Source organism: Pseudomonas sp. PDM01, from assembly GCF_014852325.1.
In the GTDB taxonomy this organism is placed as follows: Bacteria; Pseudomonadota; Gammaproteobacteria; order Pseudomonadales; family Pseudomonadaceae; genus Aquipseudomonas; species Aquipseudomonas migulae.
Window position 1 is genome coordinate 28438 of record NZ_JACVBK010000005.1, and the last position, 15243, is coordinate 43680.

General features: G+C 51.8%; 19 protein-coding genes. 2 read left to right on the forward strand and 17 right to left on the reverse strand.

Annotated features, from left to right (window positions below):
* Positions 1 to 16 precede the first annotated feature (16 nt).
* Entirely contained in the window at positions 17 to 886 is an 870-nt protein-coding gene (locus IB246_RS13800; protein WP_008040972.1) for a DUF6279 family lipoprotein, read from the forward strand.
* A gap of 124 nt (positions 887 to 1010) precedes the next feature.
* On the opposite strand, the gene IB246_RS13805 is transcribed toward IB246_RS13800, so the two are convergent.
* A complete protein-coding gene (locus IB246_RS13805) occupies positions 1011 to 1400 on the reverse strand; it encodes a hypothetical protein (RefSeq protein WP_008040973.1) in 390 nt (129 codons plus the stop codon).
* Positions 1401 to 1577: 177 nt separating this feature from the next.
* Here IB246_RS13805 and IB246_RS13810 point away from each other — a divergent pair, with 177 nt between their 5' ends.
* Complete coding sequence (locus IB246_RS13810; RefSeq protein ID WP_008040974.1) at positions 1578 to 2312, forward strand: DUF899 domain-containing protein; 735 nt, start codon at positions 1578 to 1580, stop codon at positions 2310 to 2312.
* A gap of 144 nt (positions 2313 to 2456) precedes the next feature.
* On the opposite strand, the gene IB246_RS13815 is transcribed toward IB246_RS13810, so the two are convergent.
* From IB246_RS13815 to IB246_RS13890, 16 genes are all read right to left on the reverse strand, one after another.
* Positions 2457 to 2876, reverse strand: coding sequence for a DUF2846 domain-containing protein (locus tag IB246_RS13815; protein WP_008040975.1), 420 nt, complete (start codon positions 2874 to 2876; stop codon positions 2457 to 2459).
* An 8-nt stretch (positions 2877 to 2884) separates the two neighbouring features.
* Positions 2885 to 3313: an Sbal_3080 family lipoprotein gene (locus IB246_RS13820; RefSeq protein WP_008040976.1), complete on the reverse strand. Its 429-nt coding sequence runs from the start codon at positions 3311 to 3313 to the stop codon at positions 2885 to 2887.
* A 224-nt stretch (positions 3314 to 3537) separates the two neighbouring features.
* Entirely contained in the window at positions 3538 to 4098 is a 561-nt protein-coding gene (locus IB246_RS13825) for a hypothetical protein (protein WP_008040977.1), read from the reverse strand.
* 319 nt (positions 4099 to 4417) lie between these two features.
* The gene (locus tag IB246_RS13830; protein WP_157222780.1) at positions 4418 to 4636 is read right to left on the reverse strand and encodes a hypothetical protein; all 219 of its coding nucleotides are present in this window, start codon (positions 4634 to 4636) and stop codon (positions 4418 to 4420) included.
* 152 nt (positions 4637 to 4788) lie between these two features.
* On the reverse strand, positions 4789 to 5025 hold the full coding sequence (locus tag IB246_RS29095; protein ID WP_157222781.1) for a deaminase domain-containing protein: 237 nt from the start codon (positions 5023 to 5025) through the stop codon (positions 4789 to 4791).
* Positions 5015 to 5485, reverse strand: a complete 471-nt coding sequence (locus tag IB246_RS13840; protein ID WP_008040980.1) for a hypothetical protein — start codon at positions 5483 to 5485, stop codon at positions 5015 to 5017. Before IB246_RS13840 ends, IB246_RS29095 begins: the two co-directional genes overlap by 11 nt.
* A gap of 97 nt (positions 5486 to 5582) precedes the next feature.
* Positions 5583 to 5930: a hypothetical protein gene (locus IB246_RS13845; protein WP_223435071.1), complete on the reverse strand. Its 348-nt coding sequence runs from the start codon at positions 5928 to 5930 to the stop codon at positions 5583 to 5585.
* 90 nt (positions 5931 to 6020) lie between these two features.
* Positions 6021 to 6290 carry a hypothetical protein gene (locus IB246_RS13850; protein ID WP_008040983.1) on the reverse strand — a complete coding sequence of 90 codons (270 nt, stop codon included), beginning with the start codon at positions 6288 to 6290 and terminating at the stop codon, positions 6021 to 6023.
* Between the two features lie 304 nt (positions 6291 to 6594).
* Complete coding sequence (locus tag IB246_RS13855) at positions 6595 to 6939, reverse strand: hypothetical protein (RefSeq protein ID WP_157222782.1); 345 nt, start codon at positions 6937 to 6939, stop codon at positions 6595 to 6597.
* Positions 6940 to 6944: 5 nt separating this feature from the next.
* On the reverse strand, positions 6945 to 7112 hold the full coding sequence (locus IB246_RS29100) for a hypothetical protein (protein ID WP_223435090.1): 168 nt from the start codon (positions 7110 to 7112) through the stop codon (positions 6945 to 6947).
* A gap of 38 nt (positions 7113 to 7150) precedes the next feature.
* Entirely contained in the window at positions 7151 to 7387 is a 237-nt protein-coding gene (locus IB246_RS13865; protein ID WP_032832583.1) for a hypothetical protein, read from the reverse strand.
* Positions 7388 to 7672: 285 nt separating this feature from the next.
* Positions 7673 to 8143, reverse strand: a complete 471-nt coding sequence (locus tag IB246_RS13870; RefSeq protein ID WP_192230057.1) for a hypothetical protein — start codon at positions 8141 to 8143, stop codon at positions 7673 to 7675.
* Between the two features lie 350 nt (positions 8144 to 8493).
* Positions 8494 to 8844 carry a hypothetical protein gene (locus IB246_RS13875; protein WP_008037447.1) on the reverse strand — a complete coding sequence of 117 codons (351 nt, stop codon included), beginning with the start codon at positions 8842 to 8844 and terminating at the stop codon, positions 8494 to 8496.
* A 1-nt stretch (position 8845) separates the two neighbouring features.
* A complete protein-coding gene (locus IB246_RS13880; protein WP_192230059.1) occupies positions 8846 to 13885 on the reverse strand; it encodes a deaminase domain-containing protein in 5040 nt (1679 codons plus the stop codon).
* 115 nt (positions 13886 to 14000) lie between these two features.
* A complete protein-coding gene (locus IB246_RS13885; protein ID WP_008040950.1) occupies positions 14001 to 14402 on the reverse strand; it encodes a DUF6911 family protein in 402 nt (133 codons plus the stop codon).
* A gap of 202 nt (positions 14403 to 14604) precedes the next feature.
* A complete protein-coding gene (locus IB246_RS13890) occupies positions 14605 to 15243 on the reverse strand; it encodes a hypothetical protein (protein WP_008040949.1) in 639 nt (212 codons plus the stop codon).

The following is a 15243-nucleotide window of genomic DNA, read 5'->3' on the forward strand; positions in this document are numbered from 1 at the left end:
TCGCAAGGACTCGCCCATGTCGCGCTGGTTGAAGTGTCTCGCCGTCGTCATCACTCTCAGTCTTGCCCTCGGTGCCTGCAGCCGCATGGGCCTGGCCTATCGCAACCTCGACGTGATCATCCCGTGGACGCTCAGCGATTACCTGGACATGAACGGCGAGCAGAAAGGCTGGTTCAACGAGCGCCTCAAGGAACACCTGAGCTGGCACTGCACCACGCAACTGCCAGGCTATCTCGACTGGCTGGACCGTTTGCAGGTGATGGTCGAAACCAATCAGGTCACCGACGCCGCGCTGCAATCCCGCACCCAGGAAGCCAAACAAGCCATCGCCCAGACCGCCCGGGAAATCACCCCGTCGGCCATCGAGCTGTTGCAGGGGCTGGACGACAAACAAGTCGCGGAAATGAACGAAGCCTTTGCCAAGGACCAGCGCAAACGCCAGCAGGACTACGTAAAACCGTCGCTCGTTCAGCAGATCAAGGAACGTAGCGAGCGCATGGAAAAACGTCTGGATGGCTGGATCGGACCGCTGAGCCCGCCCCAACAACAACGGGTCGTTGACTGGTCAAATGCGTTGGGCGACCAGAACACGCAATGGATCGCCAACCGCGTGCATTGGCAGAAACAGTTCAGCGCAGCGGTTGCGCAGCGTCAGAGTCCTGGATTCCCACAGCGCATCGAGACGCTTCTGGTGAATCGCGAGAGCTTATGGACAGCCGATTACCGCAAGGCCTACGCCAACACCGAAGCTCAGGCACGAAGCCTGTTTGTGGATTTGATGGCCGAAAGCACACCGGCTCAACGCCAGCGGCTGCTTAAGAAAATCGAAGGAGTGCGCAAAGACTTCAACGACTTGAAGTGCCTTAAGGCAGCACAACAGAGCTAAGAACAACACAAAAACAATGTGGGAGCGAGCCTGCTCGCGATGGCGGTGTTTCAGACAACATCGATGTCGACTGACACACCGCCATCGCGAGCAGGCTCGCTCCCACATTGGTAATCGAAGTTCTTCAGGCAATCTGCGCGTGGGACGCCACCTCATCAAACGTCACCTCATCCAGCGCATCGTCCTGCTCATCCAGCACCTGCCGCGGATGATCATTGCCCGGAATGCTGCTGTCGATCAGGCTCAACAACCTTGAACCCCGCATCGTCAGCCTGTAATTCGAACCGGTTCCACCCTGCTCTTCAGGCCTAGGCTCGATGTAGCCACGCGCCAACAGTAACTTTTCATACTCGCCGGCCACCGCTTTCAGGTGATCCAGGTTCTCAGGCTCTTCGCCCTCCGTGGCTTTCTCCGCCGCGTACTGCTCGGCATAGGGCCGTGGCGTGAAGCTGGGGGCTGCGTTCTGCACTTCGTGCAGCAGGCGTTCAATCAAATCCCAGTTATAAGTCGTCATCCTGTCCAACCTCCAAAACCCGTGAGTGTGATGGCCTTCATAGCTTGTGACCGACAGCCCTCGCCGCCGTTCAGCGCAGTTCTTTAACGGCGCTGACCGGCGGTATGTCGAATTTGGCATAGGTCAAACGACAAGGTTGTGTCAGTCACCGCCCAGCATTGCGCAGGAGAAAGCCCGATGAACGTTCAGAACCATCCGGTCGTGTCGCGAGAAGAATGGCTCGCCGCCCGCAAACAACACCTGGCCCACGAAAAAGCCTTCACCCGGGAACGGGACAAACTCAGTGCCGAACGCCGCGCCCTGCCCTGGGTGAAAATCGACAAGGACTATCACTTCCAGGGCCCCAATGGTGAATTGAAGCTGGCGGACCTGTTCGGCGGTCGCAGCCAACTGGTCATCTACCACTTCATGTTTGCCGACGGTTGGGACGAAGGCTGCCCCGGTTGCTCATTCCTGTCCGACCACATCGACGGCGCCAACCAGCACCTGGCGCACCACGACGTGGCGGTGGTGGCGGTTTCCCACGCACCCTTCGCCGAATTCCAGGCGTTCAAGCGACGCATGGGCTGGAAATTCGATTGGGTGTCGTCAGAAGGTTGCGACTTCAACTACGACTTTGGCGTCTCGGCCCGAGCTGAAGATGTTGCTGCTGGAAAGGCCACCTACAACTACGAAAAAACTGACGGCGCCGAAGAAGAACTCCCAGGTCTCAGCGTGTTTTATCGCAACGAAGCAGGCGAGATTTTTCACACCTATTCAACTTATGCCCGTGGCCTGGACATGCTGGTCGGCGCCTATAACTACCTCGACCTGACGCCCAAGGGGCGCAACGAAGAGCAGATCATGGAATGGGTACGGCATCACGACAGGTATGAAGACAAGGTGAATTCGAGCTGCTGCCATGGGGGGTAGACCACACCTTCGCGAACCAGCTTGCTCCCTCAGCGGTCAGGGCCGGACACAATGTCCGCGAACACCGCAATTCCTGTAGGAGCAAGCTTGCTCGCGATGACTCACTTACAATCAACGCCGATACAACTGACACACCGCTATCGGCTACTTCACAGGTATATACGAATACCCCTTCACCATGGCTTTCCCGTCCTTGGCATCCCGCACCCGAACCATCTCCGCCGCGTACTCCTGCGTGTATTCAACGAAGTACTCTTTACCTGGCTCGACCGAGAGGGTCAGAAATACGTTTCGGGGATGCGGACGCGGCCCGGCCGATACCTTGTGCAGGCCCGGACTCACCAACACCCAGGAATAGGTCTTGTCATTAAGCCCCACCACCGCACTGTCATTGATGCTGAACACGCTGTCATAAAAGCTGCCTTGAATGACCTGGGTCCGCATCATGTAAACCAACGCCTTGCCCTGAGGTGGCGCCGGTGGCTCGAAATAAGGCTGGCTGGAGCTAGTGTGACCGCAGCCGGCCAACAACAGCATGAGCAACAACGCCGGAATACTTTTCATTGCTGCGCTCATTTGTTTTGCCCCAGTAACTGGTTGATCACCGACCCCATCTTTTCCTCGACCGACGCCACTTTGGACGGATCAAAACCGCCCTCGCCCGTCAGGTGGTATTGCCCGAAACCGATCTGCTGATCGCCCTTGAAGAGCCGGACATTGGCATCGGACAAGTACGGGGAAAAGTCCCAGGAACGAATAGCGGTGTAAGTCAGGCGATACTCACAACTGTCCGGAATGGGCGTCGCGTAAAGCCGACTGTCGATGTTGTGCTTGCGCAACAGCGTCTGCAGGCCATCGACGAAATCGCCCACCACCACTTTCGGGTTCTCTTCGATGCAGAGTTGGGAGATTTTGTATTGAGGAGCGACCGGCTCGACTTTGATGTTGGTACAACCGGCCAATACCAGTAGAAGGCTTGCCGTGATGGCTCTGGACAGCATATTCGGTCCCTGAATCCAGAATGATGGCGCAATAATGGCTCATACTAGATCAGCAGAATTTCGGGGTCAATTTACGTCGTTTGACGCGGAGCAGATCGCAAGAAGCTCGCGTTTAGGCCCCACGAGAACGGCACTGTTCTCAGCAAAAATTGCGCAGCCAATGAAAACGGGCGACCTTTTGGGTCGCCCGTTTTTTTATCGCGTGAGCAATAGATGAATCCACTTCACACCGCAGGTACGCTCGCCACGGGAATACGTTGATCAGGCTGGGTGACATCGTAAACATGCTGTTCGCAATCGGTGCCAATAAACTGGAACTCAACCAGGTAAACCTTGGCTCTTTCCGGGATGAAGGAACTTTGCAGCGGACCGCAACTATACAAGCCGCTTGCCACCCTGCTATTCGAATATCCCGACACCTGAAACGCCTTATCGGCATCGGCCTGTGCTTCCAACTGCGGGAAGCGTTTAACCGTGGCACTGTTGGCCACTTCGTTGAGTTTGGCGATCCAGCCGAACACCTTGCCCTGGCCCGAATCCACTACAGTTCCAAGCAACTCCATTCGCTGGTCAGGATCGGCGGCACGCTTGACTGAAAACTGTACAGGATGGGTGCTGCCTGTAGCTTTCATGATGACCTTGGCGTGCTGGGCATCTACGGTCACCGTGTTCTGGCGCAGTTGAATGCCGTCTTTCAGCAGGCTGGGGGAAGAGTCCCTGACGTTGGAATGGCAGCCGGTCAATGCGACAGCCAGGGTCAGTGGTAGCAGTGTGATTTTCTTCACGACGTATAGATTTCCTTATAAACGCGTATCTTTTGACTGATAAGAGGACTTACACCAAGGAAAAAAATGGGGACAGACCACGTTTTCCACCTGAAAAATTTAATGTTTGCTCGGTTTCCCGGCATCAAGATACCTGCTCTGCGAGGCATACGGCGAGCTCTTTCATACAAGTCAATCCGAAAGCTTAGTCAACCTAAGTAAAATATAACTCCTTTCTATTTTCTATCATTTCGGCCAATCAAAATATGCTTTAGAAAATGTGGCCTATCCTAATTATACTTGGCATCACAAAAAATGTGACCCGCCCCGTTATCTCTTTCTAATTTAAAAATTTACCGATCACAAAATCCATCTCTGACTTAATCTGCTTCAGTTTTTCCTCACTTCCCCCAGCCTCTATTAAATCTTTAACTGTGCATTTTCGATAAACATCGGACAAAACCTCCAGCATATCCTGTGCGTACAGACTATCCTTTGACAACTCAAGACCACGACGGGCGCCTTCGACATATATAGCAGTTTGAAGAATCGCGTTCATGCCAGGAGAGTCAACCCGATGTATACTTTCCGTTTCATCCTGAACATACGCAAACGCCTGCTCAGGCCGAAACCTCTTGTTTACAATAGCATCACTGTAAAGTCTCCGGACCAAGGAAGCCACATCATCAAACTCAAGACAACCCTTCACTTTTAATCCTCCACTGTAAATATACTAAATTGAAGTTTCGGATATCTATCGCAAAATCGCCTGATCATATCAGCACAGCTAGGACACACAGATTTTTCCGATATTAAATTTATTGTCCCCACAGCATTCTGATTACTTCTTTCTAACCTCTGAGCGATAGCTTCAAGGAAAAATGGGGACAGACCACGTTTTCTATACAGGAAATGTAGTCTGTCCCCGTTAGCCCCTCTAACCTTCAACCCGACTTCCCTCAGGTAAAAAGAAATGGGCCGTTAACCAACAGGTAGCCATTGATGCGGCGAACAGCACCAGTAATTCAACAACATAGTCCGAATACTGAGCCCCCTTGATGTTTTGCACCACATTTGAAATAAACAAAAACACCCACGACGCGGCTACACAACTTCCAAAAAAGGAAACAACCATGCAATTACGAAGTGTCTTCTTTACTTTAATTAATACAATCACCAATGCGTAACCCAGAAACGGCAGGAAGAAAGCCAACTGTATGAGAAGCGGGGTCAAAAACGGCATCAACAGCAATTCAGCCCCCCTAACCGAACCCAGCAATTTTGGATTACTCACCAACTCGGTGAGCACTGTTACTGTTCTGATAATTCCAGCAATGAATCCAAGCATTAGCGGACAAAGAAAAAAAGCCAGGAAAACTTTACGACGAGGATAAATAATTTCACTCATGGCGCACTACCTTGGATTTTAGAGCACCCCAGTAATTTGCAACCAAACTCCACCCGAGACGTGTAGAAAATGTGGTCTGCCCCCGTTATCTTATTTTCTATTTATTAAAGGTTTTTGTAGAAATACTGCCACACTCCAAATTTACCAAATAGTCAACTCCATTCCAATTAGCCGCAACCAAGCCCTCATCCTTAACACGAAAAATCACGACGTAGGGTTTGTCCGTCTCGGTCCCATGAGGACTTTCTGCAATTTGCCAAAGAACTTTTCCACTTCTTGCTATCGCAAATACATTTCTATTAAAAATAACACCAATCGCTGGTTCAACCCTAACCGCAAGAAAATCACCACACTCCACAACTTCACCAACCGCACAGGGAAGATCAACCAACTGTCCAGCAATGAAAAGTCTCCCATCCTCAACGCGAAACTCAACCGTACTCATTGACTAAGCCTCACTGGAGGGAATTGGGGGGCAGACCACGTTTGCTATACAGGGAACGTAGTCTGTCCCCGTTATCTCGCATTATCCCAGCTAACAAGAGACGTTCAAACCGCAAGTAGAGATAAAATCACTCGTAGCTAAATCAAGAGAACTACTCCCTCCTGCGGAAAGAACATCATGCAAGGTGACAATACCTTTCTCAAAATCTAGAGCAACGTCAAAGCAATTAAACTCGAACTCCCTTAGCAGAACGCCCTCTGAGCGCATCCGTTCATCAAAGGCATCTTTCAAAATAGAACGAACGCTATCGTCCAACTCTTGATCGACAAATCTCTCTATTAGTGTGCCGCCACTGCTCATAACCATTCCTAACTATCGGAAAAATGAGGACAAAAAAAATGGGGACAGACCACGTTCCCACCTGAAAAATTTAATGTTTGCTCGGTCTCCCGGCATCAGGACACGTGCTCTGCGAGACATATGGTGAGTACTTTCATACAAATAAAATCGAAAGCTTAGCCAAACCAATAAAAACAAAACCCCTTTCTATGCCTCATCATTTCGGCTAATAAAAATACGCCTCAGAAAATGTGATCTGTCTCCTTCTTATAATCTTTCCCTCAGCAGTTACAACCGGAGAAATACCTTTTGCACCAAAGCCTGCTTACTCTTCATAGCGAGAGTCTTCTCGCATAAGCCGTAAAACCTCAGACCAGTTCCACAACACCCCTGGAATGTGACTCTCTGGAACTAACTTCCCTCGCTCACTCTCAGGAAAACCATCCATTGCTGTTTTGCAATGGCGATAGAACAGATTGAAACACTCACCTGAGACCTTATCTAAAATGATAAAGCTCTGTGCCTGCTCATCTAGCGCTTCGTATATTGTTCTCATACAGCTTTCTTGGTTTTTAGTGAAAAACTTCCTTGTGCCTTCAACAATACAATCAAAAACACCACCTGACGCCCCCCAACCCGACTTGTCATTTATCGATATATACATACCCATAATTTTCACCGCAGAATTAATATTTTATCTTGCTGTTCCGAGGTTAGCAATTTTATCCAGCCGTTAACCATACCCTGATTTCCGGGTGTAAGATTCCTATAATCAATTGGAACGATATCCGCCTTATCCAAATGGGGAAAATGGGGAAAATGGGGACAGACCACGTTTTCCATACAGGAAATGTGGTCTGTCCCCGTTATCCCTTCTTTCGTCAAGAAGCCCACTGAGTTCTCTCGGGAAAATCACCACTTCTCATAAGACGAATTAGCTTCATAGCAGCTCTTTGAGACCATTCTCCTTCCATATCGAGAGGGCACTCTTTCAACACATGAATAGTTCCATCCTTCTTCCCAAGCCGGATTACTCCAATCTCAAGACCCCTACCGAACGCGTATTCAACATACTCTTCAGTTTCTGCAACTTTATCCATTTCAATATAAAATGCCATATAACCTCTCTCAGCTCCCTAGTGGACTCGGGTACCGAACCTGTGTTTTGTCATGCGAAACACCATAGTCAACTTTAAAAATGCCTTCAAATCTAGCTTCAAAATACTCATGCTTAAACAACTGGACGTCTTCTGCCTTGTAGGTTCCTTTTTGGAATCTAGACCATGCGTCAGCGATACCTGCATCCGGATCAAAACGCCCTACACTTCCATCACGCATTATAGAAAAATGGGGACAGACCACGTTTTCTATACAGGAAATGTGGTCTGCCCCCGTTAGCCCCTCTAACCTTCAACCTGACTTCCCTCAGGTAAAAAGAAATGGGCCGTTAACCAACAGGTAGCCATTGATGCGGCGAACAGCACCAGTAATTCAATAACATAGTCCGAATACTGAGTCCCCTTGATGTTTTGCACCACATTTGAAATAAACAAAAACACCCACGACGCGGCTACACAACTTCCAAAAAAGGAAACAACCATGCAATTACGAAGTGTCTTCTTGACTTTAATTAATACAATCACCAATGCGTAACCCAGAAACGGCAGGAAGAAAGCCAACTGTATGAGAAGCGGGGTCAAAAACGGCATCAACAGCAATTCAGCCCCCCTCACCGAACCCAGCAATTTTGGATTACTCACCAACTCGGTGAGCACTGTTACTGCTCTGATAATTCCAGCAATGAATCCAAGTATTAGCGGACAAAGAAAAAAAGCCAGGAAAACTTTACGACGAGGATAAATAACTTCACTCATGGCGCACAACTTTGGCTCTTAGAGTACCCCAGTAACTTACAACCAAACTCCACCCGAGACGTGTAGAAAATGTGGTCTGCCCCATTTTACCCATTTTTTTTCAATGACCCAACCAACTCTACTGCCCCATCGGCACCAACTCCAATGAATCCTTTCGACGTGCCTACCGCAAAATCATCGAATGTTATTTCACTTTTGCTCAGGGTGGCAGCGTATCAAAGGTAAACGTTAACGCCTCTTCGACAACAGGACCTCCGACAGCTCGATAGCCAGTCGCTGGCACAGCAGCTCCTTGCGGTGTAACGTAAAAGTCAGCACCTCCCGTAGCCGCGAAACTACCTTTTACACCGTCAAATTAGTTTTAAGACTCTAAGATCATGCCGAAACAACTCTGCTTCGGCTGCAGGCACGCCCGCTAAAATATTGTCAATACCATTTCTCATGATTTGCTCGACGATCAGTTGACGCGCGCTCGAATACCAATTTTGATTCCATCCACCCGATAAAATCAGAAGGACTACTCGCCACATAAAGTCCTCCACCGGACGCTCGAAAGAATTTTCAAATTGATAATCGACATACCCCATGATCTGTTCATGAGGCCACCCCTTCATCACAGCATGATCTCGACACCCCTCGTAATAGCAGTCCAAAGCCCACGCTTTCAGGGTTTCATAAGTCAAACGCTCTTCGTGTAGCATCTTAAAGTCCTTTTTTAGTCGGACGAATCACACCGCCATTATCGAACACATTGACAGTAATATTGGGGTACTTGGCTCTGAATAGCTCAATAACATTTGAACAACTTGCACAGGGCGCCCGCTCCGTTAGTAGATTAATACTCCCCTTCACCGAAGTGTTGTCTCCCAGTTGCGCGGCGATATTGTTCAAAATTTTCGCCTCCGAATCTACTGCCCTGTTCAGCATCTGTGGGGGATTACTCGCCGTCGGTACAACCGAGCTTGGAAACGTCTCAGAGACCTCGCCAACAAACCCCACTGCTTGCTGCTCCGCATTTGGTATGCCAATACGGCTGGACGCTGCCATTGTCGGCTGAATCCCCGAAATGTCGATCTGTGCAACGCCCACATTACCACTAGTTTTAGCACTGCCTGTCAGCATGGCACGCAAGTCTGCAACCTGCTGAGTCAATGCTGTCTGCGTGTCAACCGACACCAAGCCTTTTGCGCCACCTGCAAAATAATCCGGAGGCAAATCACAAGGCCCAGTGTTGTGTACCCAGGTCTTGAGCTCGCCAACGTAGAACGTATGTCCCACATCGACCGTCAGATTGTATGTTTTGCCCTCGGGCAGGTACAGCTCAAGCGATTCGACTTCGGACGAGGTGTTTTCGGTGTCGCCATCAGCCAGTGACTGCAGCAAGTCACCCGGTTTCAGATCGATGACGGGAATGAAGTCACGTTTGGCCGGTACATAGAAGGGGTGACTCGGCGTAACCAGCAGGGTTTCGCTTTCCGCTGCGTCGGCGCCACGAACACTTTTGAGCTTGAGGCGGTAGATCGGCTGATCAGAACGCTGATGCGTTGCCAGAATGGCAGCAGCGAACGGCTTGCCCCCTTTCTCAGGCTTGCTCCAGACAACATCTCCCACCTTGAGCGACTCAATAACGCGGTCGCCTTGCGGTGTAGAAACTTTCGTACCCGCAGCAAAGCAGCAAGGCCCCTTCGTTACTGGCGTTCCCGCTGCGCCTTTTACACCACCATTTTTGACGGAAGCCTGCTCTGCCAGGCTGTCTATTACCTCATCCAGTTTTTTCCCAATAGCCTCGGCGGTCTTTTCCGAAAGCTTGCCACCGGCCTTCGCCGCACTCCCCGCGCCAGAGACGGCGAGAAGCGTCCGAATGGCCAGCAATGTGGTTTGAGCGGTATGAACATCCTGTCCGTAGATGGCGTTCAGCTTGTTGGTAAGTTGCTCATCGAGGCCGACGGCTGCCCCCTCCCCAATCGCATGACCACTTTCCACGAATCCGTCCACCACGCTTTGAGGTAGCTCCTTGGCGCCTTCCCACAACCCACCCAGCACAACATTGGGATGCTCGGTGGCCAGTTTTACGAGATCCACAGCGCCATTTTTTATCTCAATGCCAGAATCCTTCAGTTCTTTGAGCAAACCTGTACTCAGTTCACGACTCACGCCGCTTTGAACGAACTGCTGATAGAACTTCGGATCAGCTGTATCCGCAAACATTTCTGGCCGGAACAGCTGTTGCCCTTTTGCGGTGAACAGCGCTTGTTGTCCGCCGAGGTCATTGGTGAATGTCTGCCCGGAACTGCTCAAGAAGGCTTGCGCTGCACTGTCGTCGCCATCAGTCAAGATGGATCGCCACAGGAAGTCGACATCCTTGAGTGCTTGCTGGCTCAAACGTTTCGTGGCTGCGTCTTCACTGATGCCATTTTTCTCGGCAAACTCTTTGGCATGCGCCTTGATCCAGTCTTGCTCATCGGCGTGAAGCTGACGGTTGTACAGGGTTCCGTTCTGTGCGACCCACGAACCGATTTGCAGCTTGTTGTTATCGGCATCTGGGTCTTGAACAGCGGTTGCCAGCACTCCAATCAGTTGCGAGTTCATGGCCAACAGTCGATCCCTGTCCTCCTTAGACATGCCGGCATAGGCAGAGGCCAACTTACCGACCAAGGCTTCGTTGACTCCTGCCGCTAGCGCCCCAGTCTTGAAATCACCGCCCGCAGCGAGAGAGGCCAGGCCGCCCATCACCGCATGCAAGCCGATTTTGGCGAGGCCTCCTTCGGGCAAGTCGTTCTGCAGGCCGATATCACCCACCAAATTGAAACCATAGGCAGCAAACGCATTCACCAGACTGCTTTGCAAGGCGTCACTCAGGCTGCCCTCGCGCCCCAATGCTTTATTGAGCAGCGCAGAGGTAGTGTTTTGCAGGGCCTGATTCGCGGTGAACTGGGCTATACCTCCCAGGCTGCTCAGTCCGCCTGAATTGTTAACCACGACTTTGCCCGTGTTAGCCAAAACCCCTTTGGTCGAATCGGTCAACGCGGTGCCGGGTTCTGTAGTGGTGTTGGTCCAATCTTTGAACACACCGGCTGAGAGACCCGCCACGGCCCCGGCAACGATGTAATTTTTCATGCTGTCGGCGCTGAAGGTTTCTTTGAACGCGGCGCCAAGATTGCCTTTATTGTTGATGGTGCTGACTGCGGCTGTACTGGCAGCAGAGGTCATCATTGCTGTCAGAGCAGCGTTAGCCCAGCCAACGGCGACAGCGTCCGCCGTTGCGGTCGCTGCAGCACCCGCTGCGAATGCACTGCTCGCCCCTGCGTTCGCAGCAGAAGCCACCAAACTAGATGCCGCACCGGCCGTGAAGTAGCTGACAATGATGACGATAATGATCATCGCCGGACCACCTAGCCCGGAATGACTTTCATCCCAGCTGTCATGCAGCTCTTTGACCTGGCGCCAATCCACATCGCCGCGCGCTTCAACGTCTTTGAGCCAGGCCATGCTCGGGTCAGCCTGGACCATGGCGTCGATCACTTGGCTGACCGTTTGTTGGTCGATGTCTTTGATATCGATGTGTAACCCATCGACTGCTTTGATGAGCGTCCGGCCTTTGGCAGTCAATTGGCTCTGGCGCAGTGTTTCGTCAACCTGGCCTTTGTTTTCCATGCTGGTCCACGCCCAGCTATTGCTGCTCTTTTCGTGGCTTTCCTGATGTGAGTCCTTCACCGCCTCAAACGTGATGCTCCCACCACTGTCCAGCGTAATGTCCTTACCACTCTCAAGCTTGGCCACCTGATACAACTGGTCCCCACCACTCTCCAGCGTCAGGTTCCCTCCGCTGGTGATGTGACTGCCGACATATTTCACATCCGTCACTTCATCACGCTTGGTTTTCTTCGCCCCAAACGCGCCTTTGGCCGTCATGTCATACAGCGTGTAATCCCTGTTTTCCGCGGCGAGCACGTTGAGGTTGTTGCCGGCGTAAACGTAGGCCTCGTCGCCTGCTGTCAGGTTACTGGCCCGCAGCGTTACATCCCCGGCGGCTTTGACAGACAGATTCCCCCCCGCACTAAACTCGCTGGCTACCTGACGAGTCTGGTCATCGATCTCATGAACCTTTTTGTTGCCCTTCTTGTAGCGGCTCTCAAGGTTGTGTTCGTCCTCGGCCGAGATCAGGTTGATGTCGCCGTCGGCGCTGGCGTTCAAGTCCTTTCCAGCACTGGCCTTGCTGGCCACGGCGTTGAGGTCGCGACCGGCGTGCAGGGTCAGGTTGCCCGCGGCGGTTACGCTGGAGCCCAACTGGGTGAGGGTTTCTTCGGTGCGCAGGCCGCGACGCAGGGCGTCGCGGGTGACGGTGCGGTCTTCCACTGCGAGCAGGTTGATGTCGTTGCCGGCGGTCAACGTGGCATCGCCGCCGCTGCTGATCTGGCCTTTGCTGGTCAGGTTGTTCGCCGCGTTGATCGTCAGTTTTGAACCGGCGCTGATGCTGCTGCCGGCATCGAGTTGCGTGGCGCTGCCGGCGCCGATGTTGAATGTCGTGGCGGTGCGGTCGTTGACGATGTCGCCTTTGAGGCTGGTGAGGTTGACCTTGTCGGCGCGGATTTCCCCGGCCATGGCGTTGCGGATGCTGTCTTGCGCCAGCAGGGTCAGGTTGGCGTTGGCCTGTGCCAGGCCGCCCTGCAAGATGCTGCCGCCGCTCAAGGCGCTGAGGTCTTCACTGGCGCGCAATGTCCCGACGTTTTTCAGATCGCCGCCGGTGATCATCTCTACGTTGCGCCCCTGAATCAGGCTGCCGCCGCGCAGATTTCGCGAGTCGACTTTGGCCAGGTACAGCACCGGCACCAGCACGGTTTCGCCGTCGACGACCCGTTCTTCCATCCAGACGATGTCGTGGGTCAGGGCGGCCACCTGCTGAGAGGTCAGCATGACGCCGACGTTCAGGTTCAGGGCGTTTTTGCTGCTGATGGCGTTGTCCATCAGGTACTGGAATTGTTCGTAGTCGCTGCTCAGGCCATCGGCGAGGAAGCGCTGACCGGTCTGGGCGCGCACGGCGTCGGCAATCAGTCGGGTTTCGTAGCGGCCGTCGCCCAGTCGGCGCGCGGCCTGGTCGGGGTCGTAACCCAGCTTGCCAATCAAGTAGTCCGAGCTCATGAACTTCGAGAGGTCGACGAGCGAGGGGTTGGTTTCGATCAGGTATTTGTTGGCCGGGTTTCGGCTCTGGGTGAACAGGCCGTAACTGCCTTGAGGCAGGCGGAAACTCGGGAGCGAGGTCGGGTCGATGCCGACGAAGGCTGCGCCGGTAAAATCGACCGGGACAAAGCTGACTTTTACGCTGCCGTCGACAGCGACGGTATCAATGCGTTTGACGTCCTTCAACGGGCCCGGGCTGCCCACCGGGCTGGCCAGGATTATTTGCTGGCCACCGGCGCCAAAGGCCTGGCTGTCGAGGGTGGCGCCGATGAGCTGGGCGTTCCCCTGGTTGGTGAGGCTGCCGTTGACCAACTCACCGCTGACGTTCAGTTTCAGCGTGCCACCGGCCTGCACGGTGCCGACATGGGTCGTGTTGTTGCCGGGCATGATGGTGTTGGTGATGTTCTCGATCGGGTATTTCGTCACCTCGATCGGAATCGGCGCCTGATTGGCGAGTGGCTGCCCGGCGTAGCTGGCGTTCCAGGCGTTGGTCGCGGCCTCGGTGACCCGGTAGGTACTCTTGCTGACGCCGTCGAGGAAGGGATAAAAAGAGATAGACCTCAACTTTATTAATAAAGATGTGGACTACCCCCGACATATCCGCCTCAGAAAATGTGGTCTGTCCCCGTTATCTCAACGATCTGACCTGGCCCTTTTGCACCCTACATTCTTTTTTACTTTAAGCATTCAACACTGCAAAGCTTACATCACCGGACCTCAAAAATTCTTGAAAACAAGAAATAACGATATCTATATTTCTTGTGACAAAACTCGCCGGATAGTAATCGCCCAGAACATCAACCAATTTTGCTCCAGTCGACGTATTATTAAGAGTACGCACAACATGCTCACCATCATCAAGGTATTGGTTCAGCATCAGAATATAATTTCCAGAATCAGCATAAAGACTGATTTCGCAAGGTCCGACTTCAGGTGCCGGGGAAATAGACAACGAAGCGACGCCGCCGACTTTACTATATTCACATATAATGGACCTTACATCTTCCATGGTCGGCTGATCAATGAGAGGGATTTGCGATCTGCCATGCTCAGGACTAAGGGTATACCCTCCCATGATCATCTATTTTTTCTCCTTAATAGACTTCATACCTGACTCCCAGTAATAGTTTTTCGGGGAAAATGGGAAAGATTTATTTTCTGGCCACCGCATAAAACTAAAAAAAATCAAAAATAAATCCATCCCCTTTTCTCATATTGCTAGTCGCGCCTTTCGCACCTTTTCTTCCGAAGCCGACCTGATCCCTGCCTCCCGCTTACTGGCGTCAACCCTGTACTGTTGGTCTGAAATCATCAATCGTCTTGTTTTTTTCTTTCAACAGAGACATGACAAACTCAGGATCAAAATCCATCAACAATTCGATAGCATCATAAATCTTCCAACGATGTATTTCTGGATGATCAATTATCGAAACAAGATGCTGTTCAATAGGAGGTACATACTCCAGATATCTTTCTCGCTTCACGAAAGCAAAAGCATCGGTTATTTCAAAAGGTTTACTACCCGCCAACGCTATGATTTTCGACAAGGGTGAGTAGACTTGGGTTCTCGCCACCTCTCTTCCCCCCCTGTCAGCCATATTGGCAAAATACATGGTCACTGCCATAAGTATCTGACGATAAGTATCATCGTATCCATGCAGCCTATGAGAATAGATGCCTTCGATAATTTCAGGTCTTTCCATGCTCTTCTCCAAGGCAATCAGGCCTTCATGGACCCCCCAACTGGTCAATAATTTCGCAGCTAGGAAGCGCACCACATCATTATCTGCGTGAAGAAGCAAACCCATCACAGCATCCATTCTTTCCTGCGGAATATCCTCCGGATCCAAGTCTCCTGCATCAGCAGCATAATCTGCATGTTCCGGAATACTATTAAGCAGGTCGTTTGTTTTCCGATCCAT

What these genes read in the sequence shown, in the direction of transcription:
- IB246_RS29100 (WP_223435090.1), bottom strand. Translation starts at nt 7,112, where the DNA reads ATGGAAAACGTGGTCTGTCCCCATTTTCCCCATTTTCCCCATTTGGAT.
- IB246_RS13865 (WP_032832583.1), bottom strand. Translation starts at nt 7,387, where the DNA reads ATGGCATTTTATATTGAAATGGATAAAGTTGCAGAAACTGAAGAGTAT.
- IB246_RS13875 (WP_008037447.1), bottom strand. Translation starts at nt 8,844, where the DNA reads ATGCTACACGAAGAGCGTTTGACTTATGAAACCCTGAAAGCGTGGGCT.
- IB246_RS13830 (WP_157222780.1), bottom strand. Translation starts at nt 4,636, where the DNA reads ATGAACGCGATTCTTCAAACTGCTATATATGTCGAAGGCGCCCGTCGT.
- IB246_RS13870 (WP_192230057.1), bottom strand. Translation starts at nt 8,143, where the DNA reads ATGAGTGAAGTTATTTATCCTCGTCGTAAAGTTTTCCTGGCTTTTTTT.
- IB246_RS13850 (WP_008040983.1), bottom strand. Translation starts at nt 6,290, where the DNA reads ATGAGCAGTGGCGGCACACTAATAGAGAGATTTGTCGATCAAGAGTTG.
- IB246_RS13820 (WP_008040976.1), bottom strand. Translation starts at nt 3,313, where the DNA reads ATGCTGTCCAGAGCCATCACGGCAAGCCTTCTACTGGTATTGGCCGGT.
- IB246_RS13890 (WP_008040949.1), bottom strand. Translation starts at nt 15,243, where the DNA reads ATGGATCGGAAAACAAACGACCTGCTTAATAGTATTCCGGAACATGCA.
- IB246_RS13800 (WP_008040972.1), top strand. Translation starts at nt 17, where the DNA reads ATGTCGCGCTGGTTGAAGTGTCTCGCCGTCGTCATCACTCTCAGTCTT.
- IB246_RS13885 (WP_008040950.1), bottom strand. Translation starts at nt 14,402, where the DNA reads ATGATCATGGGAGGGTATACCCTTAGTCCTGAGCATGGCAGATCGCAA.
- IB246_RS13815 (WP_008040975.1), bottom strand. Translation starts at nt 2,876, where the DNA reads ATGAAAAGTATTCCGGCGTTGTTGCTCATGCTGTTGTTGGCCGGCTGC.
- IB246_RS13845 (WP_223435071.1), bottom strand. Translation starts at nt 5,930, where the DNA reads ATGAGTACGGTTGAGTTTCGCGTTGAGGATGGGAGACTTTTCATTGCT.
- IB246_RS13810 (WP_008040974.1), top strand. Translation starts at nt 1,578, where the DNA reads ATGAACGTTCAGAACCATCCGGTCGTGTCGCGAGAAGAATGGCTCGCC.
- IB246_RS13855 (WP_157222782.1), bottom strand. Translation starts at nt 6,939, where the DNA reads ATGGGTATGTATATATCGATAAATGACAAGTCGGGTTGGGGGGCGTCA.
- IB246_RS13805 (WP_008040973.1), bottom strand. Translation starts at nt 1,400, where the DNA reads ATGACGACTTATAACTGGGATTTGATTGAACGCCTGCTGCACGAAGTG.
- IB246_RS13840 (WP_008040980.1), bottom strand. Translation starts at nt 5,485, where the DNA reads ATGAGTGAAATTATTTATCCTCGTCGTAAAGTTTTCCTGGCTTTTTTT.